Genomic DNA, 15,005 nt, shown 5'->3' on the forward strand with positions numbered 1-15,005 from the left:
CCCGCGGACCCCGCCCCGCGCCGCCGCACCGGTCGCGCGCCGATCGCGGTCCTGACCGTGCTCTGCCTGCTGGCCGCCGTCGCCACGGGGCTGCTGCTGCGGGAGCGGCTGGACCCGGCCTACGTGCGGACCGGGGTCATCGAGGCCGCCGCGGACGGGGTCCGCGCGCTCTACGCCTACGACTACGAGGACTCCGAGGGCAGCGTCGAGGGCAAGCTCGCGGTGCTCACCGGGGACCTGCGCGAGCAGTACGAGCGCGACCTGTCCCAGGGCGGGATCATCGACACCTACGAGCAGGTGTCGGCCACGACCAGCTACGAGGTCAACGACGTCGGGCTCCAGCAGATCAACGACGCCCAGGACACGGCGACGCTCGTCGTCTTCGGGCAGTACGTGGTCCGCTCGGTGAACACCGGGCAGCAGCAGCCCCCCGAGGGGTCGGAGTGCCAGGTGACGCCCGAGGGGGCCCAGTCCTGCGTGCAGACGGTCCAGGTGCGCATGGTGACCGTGGACGGCGAGTGGAGGATCAGCGAGCTCACGCTGCTGACGACCTCCTGAGCGGCCCGCGTCCCGAGGGGCCGACGGCGTGGCGGTCCCACCGCGCAGCCTCCGCTGTCATCATGGGTCCGGCGCACGCCCCGCCGGGCCCCTCCCGGGCCCACGCGTCCCGCGGGTGTGGCACCGGTCGCACCGGTGCCCCCGACGTGGACACGGCGCTCCGGTGGGGGTAGGGTCTCCTGTTGCGCTGCCCTCTGACTGCCTGCCCGCCGAGACGGGTCACGACGGGTGCCCGGGAATCTCCCGGGCGACGCCCGTGCTGACCTGTGCGGCGAGCGATCGCGGCCGTCGCGGACAGCCTCGCCATCACCGACGACGACCCAGGACGACCCCGCAGCCCACCGCCCGCACGTCGTGAGGTCCTTGGAAGGACGCATCTTGGCAGGCTCTCGCCCCACCAGCATCACCCCCGGCACCACCGAGTCCGGTACCACCCAGACGACCCCGGCCACGCAGGACGGTCCCCGCACCGGCGAGGCCGACCAGCAGAAGATCCCCGGCGCGCCACTTCGCGTCTCGTTCGCCAAGATCTCCGAGCCGCTCGAGGTCCCCGACCTCCTCGCACTCCAGACCGCTTCCTTCGACTGGCTCGTGGGCAGCCCCGAGTGGCGGGCGACGCTCTCGCCGGAGGAGCAGGCCGACGCCGTCGGCGGCCTGGCCGAGATCCTCGAGGAGATCTCCCCGATCGAGGACTTCAGCGGCTCGATGTCGCTGTCCTTCTCCAACCCGCGCTTCGAGGACGTCAAGGCGTCCCTCGAGGAGTGCAAGGACAAGGACATGACCTACGCGGCGCCGCTGTTCGTCACCGCCGAGTTCATGAACAACACCACCGGCGAGATCAAGTCGCAGACGGTGTTCATGGGCGACTTCCCGATCATGACGAACAAGGGCACCTTCGTCATCAACGGGACCGAGCGCGTCGTCGTCTCCCAGCTGGTCCGCAGCCCCGGCGTCTACTTCGACAAGACCCTGGACAAGACCTCCGACAAGGACGTCTTCAGCGCCAAGGTCATCCCCAGCCGCGGCGCGTGGCTGGAGTTCGACGTCGACAAGCGCGACACCGTGGGCGTCCGCATCGACCGCAAGCGCCGGCAGCCGGTCACCGTGCTCCTCAAGGCCCTGGGCTGGACCGAGGACCGCATCCGCGAGCACTTCCAGTGGTCGCCGACCGTCCTGGCCACCCTGGAGAAGGACCACATCGCCGGGCAGGACGAGGCCCTGCTCGACATCTACCGCAAGCTGCGGCCGGGCGAGCCGCCGACGCGCGAGTCGGCGCAGGCGCTGCTGGAGAACCTGTTCTTCAACCCGAAGCGCTACGACCTGGCGAAGGTCGGCCGGTACAAGGTCAACAAGAAGCTGGGCGTCGAGGTGCCGCAGAGCACCAGCACGCTGACCGAGGACGACATCGTCGCCACCATCGAGTACGTGGTGCGCCTGCACGCCGGCGAGCCCGACCACGGCGTCGACGACATCGACCACTTCGGCAACCGCCGCCTGCGCACCGTCGGCGAGCTGATCCAGAACCAGATCCGGGTCGGCCTCTCCCGCATGGAGCGCGTGGTCCGCGAGCGCATGACCACCCAGGACGTCGAGGCGATCACGCCGCAGACGCTGATCAACATCCGGCCGGTCGTCGCCTCCATCAAGGAGTTCTTCGGCACCAGCCAGCTGTCCCAGTTCATGGACCAGACCAACCCGCTCGCGGGCCTGACCCACAAGCGCCGCCTCTCGGCGCTGGGCCCGGGCGGTCTGTCGCGTGAGCGGGCCGGCATGGAGGTCCGCGACGTCCACCCGAGCCACTACGGCCGGATGTGCCCGATCGAGACACCGGAAGGCCCGAACATCGGCCTCATCGGCTCGCTGTCCTCGTTCGGCCGGGTGAACGCCTTCGGCTTCATCGAGACGCCGTACCGCAAGGTCGAGAACGGCCAGGTCACCACCCAGATCGACTACCTGACCGCTGACGAGGAGGACCGCTTCGTCGTCGCGCAGGCCAACAGCCCGCTCGACGCGCAGGGCCGCCTCGCCGAGGAGCGCGTCCTGGTCCGCACCAAGGGCGGTGAGGTCGACTACCTCGCCCCCGAGAACGTGGACTACATGGACGTCTCGCCGCGGCAGATGACCTCGGTCGCGACGGCGATGATCCCGTTCCTCGAGCACGACGACGCCAACCGCGCGCTCATGGGCGCCAACATGCAGCGGCAGGCGGTGCCGCTGCTGCGCAGCGAGGCCCCGCTCGTCGGCACCGGCATGGAGCTGCGCGCCGCCGTCGACGCCGGCGACGTCGTCGTCGCGGAGAAGGCCGGTGTCGTGGAGGACTCCACCGCCGACTACGTGACGGTCATGGCCGACGACGGCACCCGGCAGACCTACCGGCTGCTGAAGTTCCGCCGCTCGAACCAGGGCACCTCGATCAACCAGTCCCCGATCGTGGAGGAGGGGCAGCGGGTCGAGGTCGGCCAGGTCATCGCCGACGGTCCGTGCACCGACCAGGGCGAGATGGCGCTGGGCAAGAACCTGCTCGTCGCCTTCATGCCGTGGGAGGGCCACAACTACGAGGACGCGATCATCCTGTCGCAGCGCCTCGTGCAGGACGACGTCCTGTCCTCGATCCACATCGAGGAGTTCGAGGTCGACGCCCGCGACACCAAGCTCGGTGCCGAGGAGATCACCCGGGACATCCCGAACGTCTCCGAGGACGTGCTCGCCGACCTCGACGAGCGCGGCATCATCCGCATCGGTGCCGAGGTCGTCCCCGGCGACATCCTCGTCGGCAAGGTGACGCCCAAGGGCGAGACCGAGCTGACCCCCGAGGAGCGGCTGCTGCGCGCGATCTTCGGCGAGAAGGCCCGCGAGGTCCGCGACACGTCGCTGAAGGTCAAGCACGGTGAGTCCGGCAAGGTCATCGGCGTCCGCGTGTTCTCCCGCGAGGACGGCGACGAGCTGCCCGCCGGCGTCAACGAGCTGATCCGGGTCTACGTCGCCCAGATGCGCAAGATCTCCGACGGCGACAAGCTCGCCGGGCGCCACGGCAACAAGGGCGTCATCTCGAAGATCCTGCCGCAGGAGGACATGCCCTTCCTCGAGGACGGCACCCCGGTCGACATCGTCCTCAACCCGCTCGGCGTGCCCGGCCGCATGAACGTCGGCCAGGTGCTGGAGACCCACCTCGGGTGGATCGCCAAGCAGGGCTGGGAGGTCAACGGCGACCCGGACTGGGCCAAGAACCTGCCCGAGGCCGCGCGGTCGGCCGCTCCGGGGACCCGCACCGCGACGCCGGTGTTCGACGGCGCCAAGGAGGACGAGATCATCGGCCTCCTCGGCTCGACGACGCCCAACCGCGACGGCAACCGGATGGTGCAGCCGACCGGCAAGGCCCGGCTCTTCGACGGCCGCTCCGGCGAGCCGTTCCCCGAGCCGATCTCGGTGGGTTACGTCTACATCCTGAAGCTGCTGCACCTGGTCGACGACAAGATCCACGCCCGCTCGACCGGCCCGTACTCGATGATCACGCAGCAGCCGCTGGGTGGTAAGGCGCAGTTCGGTGGCCAGCGCTTCGGTGAGATGGAGTGCTGGGCGATGCAGGCCTACGGCGCGGCCTACGCGCTGCAGGAGCTGCTCACCATCAAGTCCGACGACATCCTCGGCCGCGTCAAGGTCTACGAGGCCATCGTCAAGGGCGAGAACATCCCCGAGCCGGGCATCCCCGAGTCGTTCAAGGTGCTGCTCAAGGAGCTGCAGTCGCTCTGCCTCAACGTCGAGGTGCTCTCCGGCGACGGCCAGGCGATCGAGCTGCGCGACACCGATGACGAGGTCTTCCGGGCCGCGGAGGAGCTGGGCATCGACCTGTCCCGCCGCGAGCCCTCCAGCGTCGAGGACGTCTGATCGGCCGCCGGCCGGCCCTGAGCAGTCGGGGCCGGCCGGCTCCCCACCCCAAGCCATAGAAGCGAAGCACTAGCCCCTGAAAGGGGTCACACCTTGCTCGACGTCAACTTCTTCGACGAGCTCCGCATCGGTCTGGCCACCGGCGACGACATCCGCCAGTGGAGCCACGGTGAGGTGAAGAAGCCCGAGACCATCAACTACCGGACCCTCCGCCCGGAGAAGGACGGTCTCTTCTGCGAGAAGATCTTCGGTCCCACCCGGGACTGGGAGTGCTACTGCGGCAAGTACAAGCGCGTCCGGTTCAAGGGCATCATCTGCGAGCGCTGCGGCGTCGAGGTCACCCGCGCCAAGGTGCGTCGTGAGCGGATGGGCCACATCGAGCTGGCCGCGCCGGTCACGCACATCTGGTTCTTCAAGGGTGTCCCGTCCCGCCTGGGCTACCTGCTCGACCTGGCGCCCAAGGACCTCGAGAAGATCATCTACTTCGCGGCCTACATGATCACCTCGGTCGACGACGAGGCGCGCCACCGCGACCTCCCGACCATCGAGGCCGAGATCAGCGCCGAGAAGTCGAACCTGGAGAACCGGCGCGACGCGGACGTGGAGGCCCGCCAGCAGAAGCTGGAGGCCGACCTGGCCGAGCTCGAGGCGGAGGGCGCCAAGTCCGACGTCCGCCGCAAGGTGCGCGAGGGCGGCGAGCGCGAGATGCGCCAGCTGCGCGACCGCGCCCAGCGGGAGATCGACCGCCTCGACGAGGTGATGGACACCTTCCGCAAGCTCGAGGTCAAGCAGCTCATCGCCGACGAGGGCCTCTACCGCGAGCTCCGCGACCGCTTCGGCGAGTACTTCGAGGGCGGCATGGGCGCCGCGGCGCTGCAGAAGCTGCTCTCCGGCTTCGACCTCGACGCCGAGGCCGCCTCGCTGCGGGAGACCATCCGCAGCGGCAAGGGCCAGCGCAAGCTGCGCGCGCTGAAGCGGCTCAAGGTCGTCGCGGCGTTCCAGCAGACCCGCAACTCGCCCATGGGCATGGTGCTGGACTGCGTCCCGGTCATCCCGCCGGACCTGCGCCCGATGGTGCAGCTCGACGGTGGCCGCTTCGCCACCAGCGACATGAACGACCTGTACCGCCGGGTGATCAACCGGAACAACCGGCTCAAGCGGCTGCTCGACCTGGGCGCGCCGGAGATCATCGTCAACAACGAGAAGCGGATGCTCCAGGAGTCCGTGGACGCGCTGTTCGACAACGGCCGCCGCGGCCGGCCGGTCACCGGCCCGGGCAACCGCCCCCTGAAGTCCCTGAGCGACCTGCTCAAGGGCAAGCAGGGCCGGTTCCGCCAGAACCTGCTCGGCAAGCGCGTCGACTACTCCGGCCGTTCGGTCATCGTCGTCGGCCCGCAGCTGAAGCTGCACCAGTGCGGTCTCCCGAAGCAGATGGCCCTGGAGCTGTTCAAGCCCTTCGTCATGAAGCGGCTGGTCGACCTCAACCACGCGCAGAACATCAAGTCCGCCAAGCGGATGGTCGAGCGCGCGCGCCCCGTCGTCTGGGACGTGCTGGAGGAGGTCATCACCGAGCACCCGGTCCTGCTGAACCGGGCGCCGACGCTGCACCGCCTGGGCATCCAGGCCTTCGAGCCGCAGCTGGTCGAGGGCAAGGCCATCCAGATCCACCCGCTGGTCTGCACCGCGTTCAACGCCGACTTCGACGGTGACCAGATGGCGGTGCACCTGCCGCTGTCGGCCGAGGCGCAGGCCGAGGCCCGGATCCTGATGCTGTCGAGCAACAACATCCTGTCGCCGGCCGACGGTCGCCCGATCACCGCGCCGACCCAGGACATGGTGCTGGGCCTGTACCACCTGACGACCCTGGTGCCCTCTCGGCACGAGGCCGACGGTGGGAAGCCCGCGGCCTACGCCTCGGCGGCCGAGGCGCTCATGGCGTTCGACATGGGTGCGCTGGCGCTGCAGGAGCGGGCCTACATCCGGCTCGACGAGGTCTTCGGCGTCGACAACGGCAAGGTCAACGAGCCGTGGGAGCAGCCCGAGGACTGGACGCCGGGCCAGCCCGCGGTCGTCGAGACCAGCCTGGGCCGGGTGCTGTTCAACGAGGCCCTGCCCGAGGACTACCGCTTCGTCAACTACCAGGTGCCGAAGAAGGAGCTCGGGGCGATCGTCAACGACCTCGCCGAGCGCTACCCCAAGGTGCAGGTGGCGGCGACGCTGGACGCCCTCAAGGCAGCCGGGTTCCGCTGGGCCACGCGGTCGGGCGTCACCATCGCCATCGACGACGTCGTCACGCCGCCGGTCAAGCAGGAGATCCTCGACCGGCACGAGGCCGAGGCGGCCAAGATCGAGAAGCAGTACGAGCGCGGCGTCATCACCGACGCCGAGCGGCGTGGCGAGCTGATCGAGATCTGGACCCGCGCGCGGGCCGAGGTCAGCCAGGCGATGGTCGACAACTTCCCGACCACCAACCCGGTCTGGGTCATGGTCAACTCGGGCGCCCGAGGCAACATGATGCAGATCAGCCAGATCGCCGGTATGCGCGGTCTGGTCGCCAACCCGAAGGGCGAGATCATCCCGCGGCCGATCAAGGCCAACTTCCGGGAGGGTCTGTCCGTGCTGGAGTACTTCATCTCCACGCACGGTGCGCGCAAGGGGCTGGCCGACACGGCGCTCCGGACCGCCGACTCCGGGTACCTCACCCGGCGCCTGGTGGACGTCTCGCAGGACGTCATCATCCGCGAGGAGGACTGCGGCACCGACCGCGGCGTCCTCATGCCGATCGGCACGCTCGTCGACGGCGTGGTCACCCGTGACCCGCACGTGGAGACCAGCGTCTACGCCCGCGCGCTGTCCGCCGACGTCGTCGCCGAGGACGGGACGGTCATCGCCCCGGCCAACGCCGACCTGGGTGACGTGCTCATCCAGCAGCTCGTCGACGCCGGCGTCGCGGAGGTCAAGGTCCGCTGCGTGCTGACCTGCGAGTCGCTGCTCGGCACCTGCGCCACCTGCTACGGCCGGTCGCTCGCGACCGGCAAGCTGGTGGACGTCGGTGAGGCGGTCGGCATCATCGCCGCCCAGTCGATCGGTGAGCCCGGCACCCAGCTGACGATGCGCACCTTCCACACCGGTGGTGTCGCGGGTGAGGACATCACCCACGGTCTGCCGCGTGTGGTGGAGCTCTTCGAGGCCCGCGTCCCCAAGGGCAAGGCCCCGATCGCCGAGCTGGCCGGCACGGTCCGGATCGAGGACGGCGAGCAGTTCCGCAAGCTGACCATCACCCCGGACGACGGCTCCGACGAGGTCGTCTACGACAAGCTGTCGCGCCGGTCGCGGCTGCGGGTCGAGGACGGCGCCCACGTCGAGGTCGGCGAGCAGCTCACCGAGGGTGCGGTCGACCCGCACGAGGTGCTGCGGATCATGGGCCCGCGCGAGGTGCAGCTGCACCTGGTCCGCGAGGTCCAGGAGGTCTACCGCAGCCAGGGTGTGTCGATCCACGACAAGCACATCGAGGTGATCATCCGCCAGATGCTGAAGCGGGTGACCATCATCGACTCGGGTGCGACCGAGTTCCTCCCGGGCGCGCTGGTCGAGCGGACGCTGTTCGAGACCGAGAACCGCCGCGTCGTCGCCGAGGGCGGCGAGCCGGCCTCGGCCCGTCCGGTGCTCATGGGCATCACCAAGGCCTCGCTCGCGACCGAGTCGTGGCTGTCGGCCGCTTCCTTCCAGGAGACGACCAAGGTGCTCACCGACGCCGCGATCCAGGGCAAGAGCGACAGCCTGCTCGGCCTCAAGGAGAACGTGATCATCGGGAAGCTGATCCCGGCCGGTACGGGCATCAGCCGCTACCGGAACATCACGGTCGAGCCGACCGAGGAGGCGCGGGCAGCCGTGTACACCATGGCCGGCTACGAGGACGGGCAGTACTACAGCCCGGACGTCTTCGGCCAGGGCACCGGCGAGGCCGTCCGCCTCGAGGAGTACGACTGGCGGGGCTGACACCCCCTAGGTGACGAAAGGGCCCCGTGGCGTCAGTCCACGGGGCCCTTTCGCATCCCCGCCCCAGGGCCGGCCACGATCAGGTGCCCTGATCGTGGCGTGTCCTCACCCTCAGCGCGGACCGTGGGGGAGGACGCGCTGCGGTGAGGGAGGACGACGCCGGCGGCGACGCAGGAGGGCCCCGCGGACCACGACGGTCCACGGGGCCCTCCCGCATGCGTGCCCGGAGCTAGCCGGCCAGGCGCTTCATCGTCTCGACGGTGCGCAGGCGGGCTTCGCGGCTGCCGTCCAGCGGCTGCAGCATCAACGTGGTGACGCCGGCCTCGGCGAACGCGGCGATGCGCTCGGCGACGTACCCCTCGGGCCCGATCAGGGAGGACGCCCGCACCAGCTCGTCGGGCACCGCCGCGGCCGCCTCGTCCTTCCTCCCGTCCAGGTAGAGGTCCTGGATCGTCCTCGCCTCGGCCTCGTAGCCGTACCGGACGGCGAGGTCGTTGTAGAAGTTCTTGCCGCGGGCGCCCATGCCGCCGATGTAGAGGGCGAGCGAGGGCCGCACCAGGTCCAGCAGCGGCTCGACGTCGTCGCCGATCGCCACGGGGACGCCGGTGATCACCTGCAGCTCACCCAGCGCAGCGTCGCGCTTGGCCTTCCCGGCGGCCAGCGACTCGCCCCAGACCGAGGCCGCCTTCTCCGGGACGAAGAAGATCGGCTCCCAGGCCTCGGCGATCTCCGCGGCCAGCTCCACGTTCTTCGGGCCGAGCGCGGCGAGCATCACCGGGATCCGCTCGCGGACCGGGGTGTTGATCAGCTTCAGCGGCTTGCCCAGGCCGGTGCCCTGCTCGGCCGGCAGCGGGATCGAGTACTTCTTCCCCTCGTGCTCCAGCCGTTCCCGGCGCCACACCTGGCGGCAGATCTCGACGATCTCGCGGGTGCGCTGCAGCGGGGCGTCGTAGGGGAGGCCGTGCCACCCTTCGATCACCTGCGGGCCGGACGCCCCCAGGCCCAGGGTGAACCGGCCGCCGGAGACGAAGTCCAGCCCGGCCGCGGTCATCGCCGTCAGCGCCGGCGTCCGGCTGTAGATGGGCAGGATGCCGCTGAGCAGCTCCACGCGCTCGGTCACCGCCGCCAGGTACCCCAGCTGGCTCACCGCGTCGAACGTGTAGACCTCGGCCACCATGGCGAGGTCGAGGCCGGCGGACTCCAGGTCGCGGATCTCCGCCGCCGTGTCCTGGAAACCGCCGCTGTAGCTGGCCTGGATGCCGATCCGCACGTGCGCTCCTCTGCTCCGCGGCGCCACCGTTGGCGCCCACCGCACGGTAGCGGTCGCCGCGAGGGGGAGCGGCGGAGCTGTCGCGGGCTCCCGGCCGGCGGTAGTCTCCCGGGCACCCGGTCGCCGGCCGGCCCTTCCGGTCGACGTGTCGACGGGTGTGAGGGACCCGGCTTTGACCGCCTGTCCGGGCCCGGGTATCGTGGTCAGCCGTGCCCAGGGTGTCCTGGGCCTGCTCCCGTTCGCGGTGCGCCTGGGTGACCAGAGGTGGCAAACCTCCGGCCACCGGGGACCACCTCCCGGTCATGCCGGAGGGTGGCGGCGCCGGAGTCGCGAGGGGCAAACCGATCACGGTCCGGCAGCGGACCGGTCCGGGGGAGGGCAACACGCCCGACCGCGTGGACCGGACGCGGAACACGACCGCGGTCGGGGAGGTTCCCTCCAGGAGCCGGCACCCCAGCACCACCCGCAGAGCAGCAAACAGACGAGCACCACCCCAGCGCAGGTAGGAGATCCAGGCCACCCATGCCCACGATCAACCAGCTGGTCCGCAAGGGCCGCGAGGACAAGGTCACGAAGACCAGCACTCCGGCGCTCAAGGGTTCGCCCCAGCGCCGTGGTGTCTGCACGCGCGTGTACACGACGACGCCGAAGAAGCCGAACTCGGCGCTGCGCAAGGTCGCTCGCGTCCGCCTGACCAGTGGCATCGAGGTGACCGCCTACATCCCGGGCGTCGGCCACAACCTGCAGGAGCACTCCATGGTGCTCGTGCGCGGCGGCCGTGTGAAGGACCTCCCCGGCGTCCGCTACAAGATCATCCGCGGATCGCTGGACACCCAGGGTGTCCGCAACCGCAAGCAGGCTCGCAGCCGTTACGGCGCGAAGAAGGAGAAGAGCTGATGCCGCGCAAGGGCCCCGCGCCGAAGCGTCCGCTGGTCGCCGACCCGGTGTACCAGTCGCCGCTGGTCACCCAGCTGGTGAACAAGGTGCTGGTCGACGGCAAGCGCTCGGTCGCCGAGGCGATCGTCTACGGCGCCCTCGAGGGCGCCCGCGCGAAGACCGACACCGACCCGGTCGTCACGCTCAAGCGCGCGCTGGACAACGTCAAGCCGGCCCTCGAGGTCCGCAGCCGCCGCGTCGGCGGTGCGACCTACCAGGTCCCGGTCGAGGTCCGCGCCTCCCGCAGCACCACCCTCGGCCTGCGCTGGCTCATCCAGTACAGCCGGGCGCGCCGGGAGAAGACGATGACCGAGCGCCTGATGAACGAGCTGCTCGACGCGAGCAACGGTCTGGGTGCTGCTGTGAAGCGGCGCGAGGACACGCACAAGATGGCCGAGTCCAACAAGGCCTTCGCGCACTACCGCTGGTAACGCACCAGCGCCCGCCGTCGGCGGGACTCCCGGGCGACCCCCGGCACCCGCACACGGACAACCAGCAAGAGGGGTAAGGAATGGCCAGCAACGAGGCCCAGCTCGCCAAGACCCGCAACATCGGGATCATGGCGCACATCGACGCCGGTAAGACGACCACGACCGAGCGCATCCTCTTCTACACCGGTATCAACTACAAGATCGGTGAGGTCCACGACGGCGCGGCCACGATGGACTGGATGGAGCAGGAGCAGGAGCGCGGCATCACCATCACGTCCGCCGCGACGAAGTGCTCCTGGAACGGCTTCGACATCAACATCATCGACACCCCCGGGCACGTCGACTTCACCGTCGAGGTGGAGCGGTCGCTGCGGGTGCTCGACGGTGCCGTCGCCGTCTACGACGGTGTGGCCGGCGTGGAGCCGCAGACCGAGCAGGTCTGGCGCCAGGCGGAGAAGTACGGCGTCCCCCGCATGTGCTTCGTCAACAAGCTCGACCGCACCGGTGCCGACTTCTTCCGCTGCGTCGACATGATGGTCGAGCGCCTCGGGGCCAACCCGCTGGTGCTGCAGCTGCCCATCGGTGCCGAGGCCGACTTCATCGGCGTCGTCGACCTGGTCCAGATGCGCGCCCTCACCTGGCGCGGCGAGACCAAGATGGGTGAGGACTACGCGGTCGAGGAGATCCCCGCGGAGCTGGCCGACCAGGCCGCCGAGTACCGCGAGAAGCTCCTCGAGAACATCGCGGACTTCGACGACTCGCTCATGGAGGCCTACCTCGGTGGCGAGGAGATCTCGGTCGAGCGACTGAAGGCGGCCATCCGCAAGGCGACCATCGCCGCGCAGGTCAACCCGGTGCTGACCGGTACCGCCTTCAAGAACAAGGGCGTCCAGCCCCTGCTCGACGCGGTGACCGACTACCTGCCCAGCCCGCTGGACGTCGAGGCGATCGTCGGCACGGCCATGGACGGCGAGACCGAGGTCCTCCGCCACGCCGACGAGGACGAGCCGTTCTCCGCGCTGGCGTTCAAGATCCAGACCGACCAGCACCTCGGCAAGCTGACCTACATCCGGGTCTACTCGGGCCGGCTGGACGCCGGGTCCCCGGTGCTCAACAGCACCAAGGACCGCAAGGAGCGGGTCGGCAAGATCTACCAGATGCACGCCAACAAGCGCGAGGAGCGCGAGGGCGTGGGCGCCGGCCAGATCGTCGCGGTCAACGGCCTCAAGCAGACGACGACGGGTGACACCCTCTGCGACCCGCAGAAGCCGGTGATCCTCGAGTCGATGACCTTCCCCGCTCCGGTCATCTCGGTCGCCATCGAGCCGAAGACCAAGAGCGACCAGGAGAAGCTCGGCACCGCGATCCAGAAGCTCGCCGAGGAGGACCCGACCTTCCAGGTCAAGCTCGACGAGGAGACCGGTCAGACCGTCATCTCCGGCATGGGCGAGCTCCACCTCGAGATCCTCGTGGACCGCATGCGCCGCGAGTTCAACGTCGAGGCCAACGTCGGCAAGCCGCAGGTGGCCTACCGCGAGACGATCCGCAAGGCCGTCGAGCGGTACGACTACACCCACAAGAAGCAGACCGGTGGTTCGGGCCAGTTCGCGAAGGTCCAGATCGCGATCGAGCCGCTCCCCATGGGTTCGGACTCCGCGACCTACGAGTTCGAGAACAAGGTCACCGGTGGCCGGGTGCCGAAGGAGTACATCCCCTCGGTCGACCAGGGCATGCAGGACGCCATGCAGTACGGCGTGCTGGCCGGCTACCCGATGGTGGGCGTCAAGGCGCTCCTCCTCGACGGCCAGTACCACGAGGTCGACTCCTCGGAGATGGCCTTCAAGATCGCTGGATCGATCGCCTTCAAGGAGGCCGCGCGCAAGGCCGACCCGGCCCTGCTCGAGCCGCTGATGGCGGTCGAGGTCACGACGCCCGAGGACAACATGGGCGACGTCATCGGCGACCTGAACTCCCGCCGCGGGATCATCCAGGCGATGGAGGAGCGCTCCGGCGCCCGCGTCGTCCGGGCCCTGGTCCCGCTGTCGGAGATGTTCGGCTACGTGGGCGACCTGCGCAGCCGCACCCAGGGACGGGCGAGCTACTCGATGGTGTTCGACTCGTACGCCGAGGTCCCGGCCAACGTCGCCAAGGAGATCATCGCCAAGGCGACCGGCGAGTAACCGGAATGCGGGCGGCTCCGCCCGCGCTCCCCGAGCACAGCCCGCAACCCCCAGAGCACGCACCACCTGCGTAACCACGAGGAGAGGAACCCAGTGGCCAAGGCCAAGTTCGAGCGGACCAAGCCGCACGTCAACATCGGCACCATCGGGCACATCGACCACGGGAAGACGACGCTGACCGCGGCGATCACCAAGGTCCTGCACGACAAGTACCCGGACCTCAACGAGGCGTCCGCCTTCGACCAGATCGACAAGGCGCCCGAGGAGAAGGCCCGCGGCATCACGATCTCGATCGCGCACGTCGAGTACCAGACGGAGAACCGTCACTACGCGCACGTCGACTGCCCCGGGCACGCCGACTACATCAAGAACATGATCACCGGTGCGGCCCAGATGGACGGCGCGATCCTCGTCGTCGCCGCCACCGACGGCCCGATGCCGCAGACCAAGGAGCACGTCCTCCTGGCCCGCCAGGTCGGCGTCCCCTACATCGTCGTCGCGCTGAACAAGGCCGACATGGTCGACGACGAGGAGATCCTGGAGCTCGTCGAGCTCGAGGTCCGCGAGCTGCTCTCCGAGTACGAGTTCCCCGGCGACGACGTCCCGGTGGTCCGCGTCTCGGCGCTCAAGGCGCTCGAGGGCGACGCCGAGTGGGGCGACAAGCTCATGGAGCTGATGAACGCCGTCGACACCGCGATCCCCGAGCCCGAGCGCGACATCGACAAGCCGTTCCTCATGCCCGTCGAGGACGTCTTCACGATCACCGGTCGTGGCACCGTCGTCACCGGTCGCGTCGAGCGCGGCATCGTCAAGGTGAACGAGGAGGTCGAGATCGTCGGTATCCGCGAGGGTTCGACCAAGACCACCGTCACCGGCGTCGAGATGTTCCGCAAGCTGCTCGACCAGGGCCAGGCCGGCGACAACGTGGGTCTGCTCCTCCGCGGCATCAAGCGCGAGGACGTGGAGCGCGGCCAGGTCGTCGTGAAGCCCGGCTCGATCACCCCGCACACCAACTTCGAGGGTTCGGTCTACATCCTCTCGAAGGACGAGGGTGGCCGTCACACGCCGTTCTTCAACAACTACCGTCCCCAGTTCTACTTCCGGACGACGGACGTGACCGGCGTCGTGACCCTGCCCGCCGGCACCGAGATGGTCATGCCGGGCGACAACACCGAGATGACGGTGGAGCTCATCCAGCCCATCGCCATGGAGGAGGGTCTCCGGTTCGCCATCCGCGAGGGTGGCCGTACCGTGGGCGCCGGGCGCGTCACCAAGATCATCAAGTAACACCCTGACGGGCGGCGGCCGGGGATCCGGCCGCCGCCCGGCCATGGGCTCCGGGCGCGCGACGCCGGAGCCACCCCCGGGTCGCCAGACCCACCGGGTCAGCAGGCCCACTTGATCTTTCACAACCGATCGGCAGGAGCGAGAACAGGCGATGGCGGGACAGAAGATCCGCATCCGGCTGAAGGCCTACGACCACGAGGCCATCGACGCCTCGGCGCGGCGCATCGTGGACACGGTGACGAAGACCGGAGCGCGCGTCGTCGGCCCGGTGCCGCTGCCGACGGAGAAGAACGTGTACGCCGTGATCCGGTCTCCGCACAAGTACAAGGACTCCTTCGAGCACTTCGAGATGCGGACCCACAAGCGGCTCATCGACATCCTCGACCCGACGCCGAAGACGGTCGACGCGCTCATGCGCATCGACCTGCCGGCCTCGGTCGACGTCAACATCCAGTAAGG

At 69.4% G+C, this 15,005-nt stretch carries 9 protein-coding genes; 8 read left to right on the top strand and 1 reads right to left on the bottom strand.

Annotated elements, in window-relative coordinates; all coding sequences use genetic code 11:
- From E9565_RS05690 to E9565_RS05700, 3 genes are all read left to right on the top strand, one after another.
- The coding region (locus tag E9565_RS05690) for a hypothetical protein (protein WP_236834302.1) at nt 1-558 on the top strand (558 nt) is incomplete at its 5' end.
- 492 nt (nt 559-1,050) lie between these two features.
- Nucleotides 1,051-4,443, top strand: a complete 3,393-nt coding sequence (gene rpoB / locus E9565_RS05695) for a DNA-directed RNA polymerase subunit beta (RefSeq protein WP_374201413.1) — start codon at nt 1,051-1,053, stop codon at nt 4,441-4,443.
- A 93-nt stretch (nt 4,444-4,536) separates the two neighbouring features.
- The gene (locus tag E9565_RS05700; protein ID WP_236825803.1) at nt 4,537-8,442 is read left to right on the top strand and encodes a DNA-directed RNA polymerase subunit beta'; all 3,906 of its coding nucleotides are present in this window, start codon (nt 4,537-4,539) and stop codon (nt 8,440-8,442) included.
- A 229-nt stretch (nt 8,443-8,671) separates the two neighbouring features.
- On the opposite strand, the gene E9565_RS05705 is transcribed toward E9565_RS05700, so the two are convergent.
- Nucleotides 8,672-9,712, bottom strand: coding sequence for an LLM class F420-dependent oxidoreductase (locus E9565_RS05705; protein ID WP_236834303.1), 1,041 nt, complete (start codon nt 9,710-9,712; stop codon nt 8,672-8,674).
- 522 nt (nt 9,713-10,234) lie between these two features.
- Between E9565_RS05705 and rpsL the strand changes: the two genes are divergently transcribed.
- The 5 genes from rpsL (at nt 10,235) to rpsJ (ending at nt 15,003) form a co-directional block, all read left to right on the top strand.
- Entirely contained in the window at nt 10,235-10,609 is a 375-nt protein-coding gene (gene rpsL, locus E9565_RS05710) for a 30S ribosomal protein S12 (RefSeq protein WP_224499980.1), read from the top strand.
- Complete coding sequence (gene rpsG, locus E9565_RS05715; RefSeq protein WP_091929116.1) at nt 10,609-11,079, top strand: 30S ribosomal protein S7; 471 nt, start codon at nt 10,609-10,611, stop codon at nt 11,077-11,079. The genes rpsL and rpsG overlap by 1 nt, the downstream gene beginning before the upstream one ends.
- Before the next feature lie 80 nt (nt 11,080-11,159).
- Nucleotides 11,160-13,259, top strand: coding sequence for an elongation factor G (gene fusA / locus E9565_RS05720; RefSeq protein ID WP_236825801.1), 2,100 nt, complete (start codon nt 11,160-11,162; stop codon nt 13,257-13,259).
- A gap of 93 nt (nt 13,260-13,352) precedes the next feature.
- Nucleotides 13,353-14,546 (top strand): elongation factor Tu, encoded by a 1,194-nt coding sequence (tuf, locus tag E9565_RS05725; protein ID WP_236825800.1) that lies wholly within the window; start codon nt 13,353-13,355, stop codon nt 14,544-14,546.
- A 151-nt stretch (nt 14,547-14,697) separates the two neighbouring features.
- Nucleotides 14,698-15,003: a 30S ribosomal protein S10 gene (gene rpsJ / locus E9565_RS05730; RefSeq protein WP_091929113.1), complete on the top strand. Its 306-nt coding sequence runs from the start codon at nt 14,698-14,700 to the stop codon at nt 15,001-15,003.
- Nucleotides 15,004-15,005 lie beyond the last annotated feature (2 nt).

It is taken from the genome of Blastococcus sp. KM273129 (genome assembly GCF_021698995.1).
In the GTDB taxonomy this organism is placed as follows: Bacteria; Actinomycetota; Actinomycetes; order Mycobacteriales; family Geodermatophilaceae; genus Blastococcus.

Excerpts from the sequence above, each read along its gene's own strand:
- rpsL (WP_224499980.1), top strand. The coding sequence starts at position 10,235 with ATGCCCACGATCAACCAGCTGGTCCGCAAGGGCCGCGAGGACAAGGTC.
- rpsG (WP_091929116.1), top strand. The coding sequence starts at position 10,609 with ATGCCGCGCAAGGGCCCCGCGCCGAAGCGTCCGCTGGTCGCCGACCCG.
- fusA (WP_236825801.1), top strand. The coding sequence starts at position 11,160 with ATGGCCAGCAACGAGGCCCAGCTCGCCAAGACCCGCAACATCGGGATC.
- rpsJ (WP_091929113.1), top strand. The coding sequence starts at position 14,698 with ATGGCGGGACAGAAGATCCGCATCCGGCTGAAGGCCTACGACCACGAG.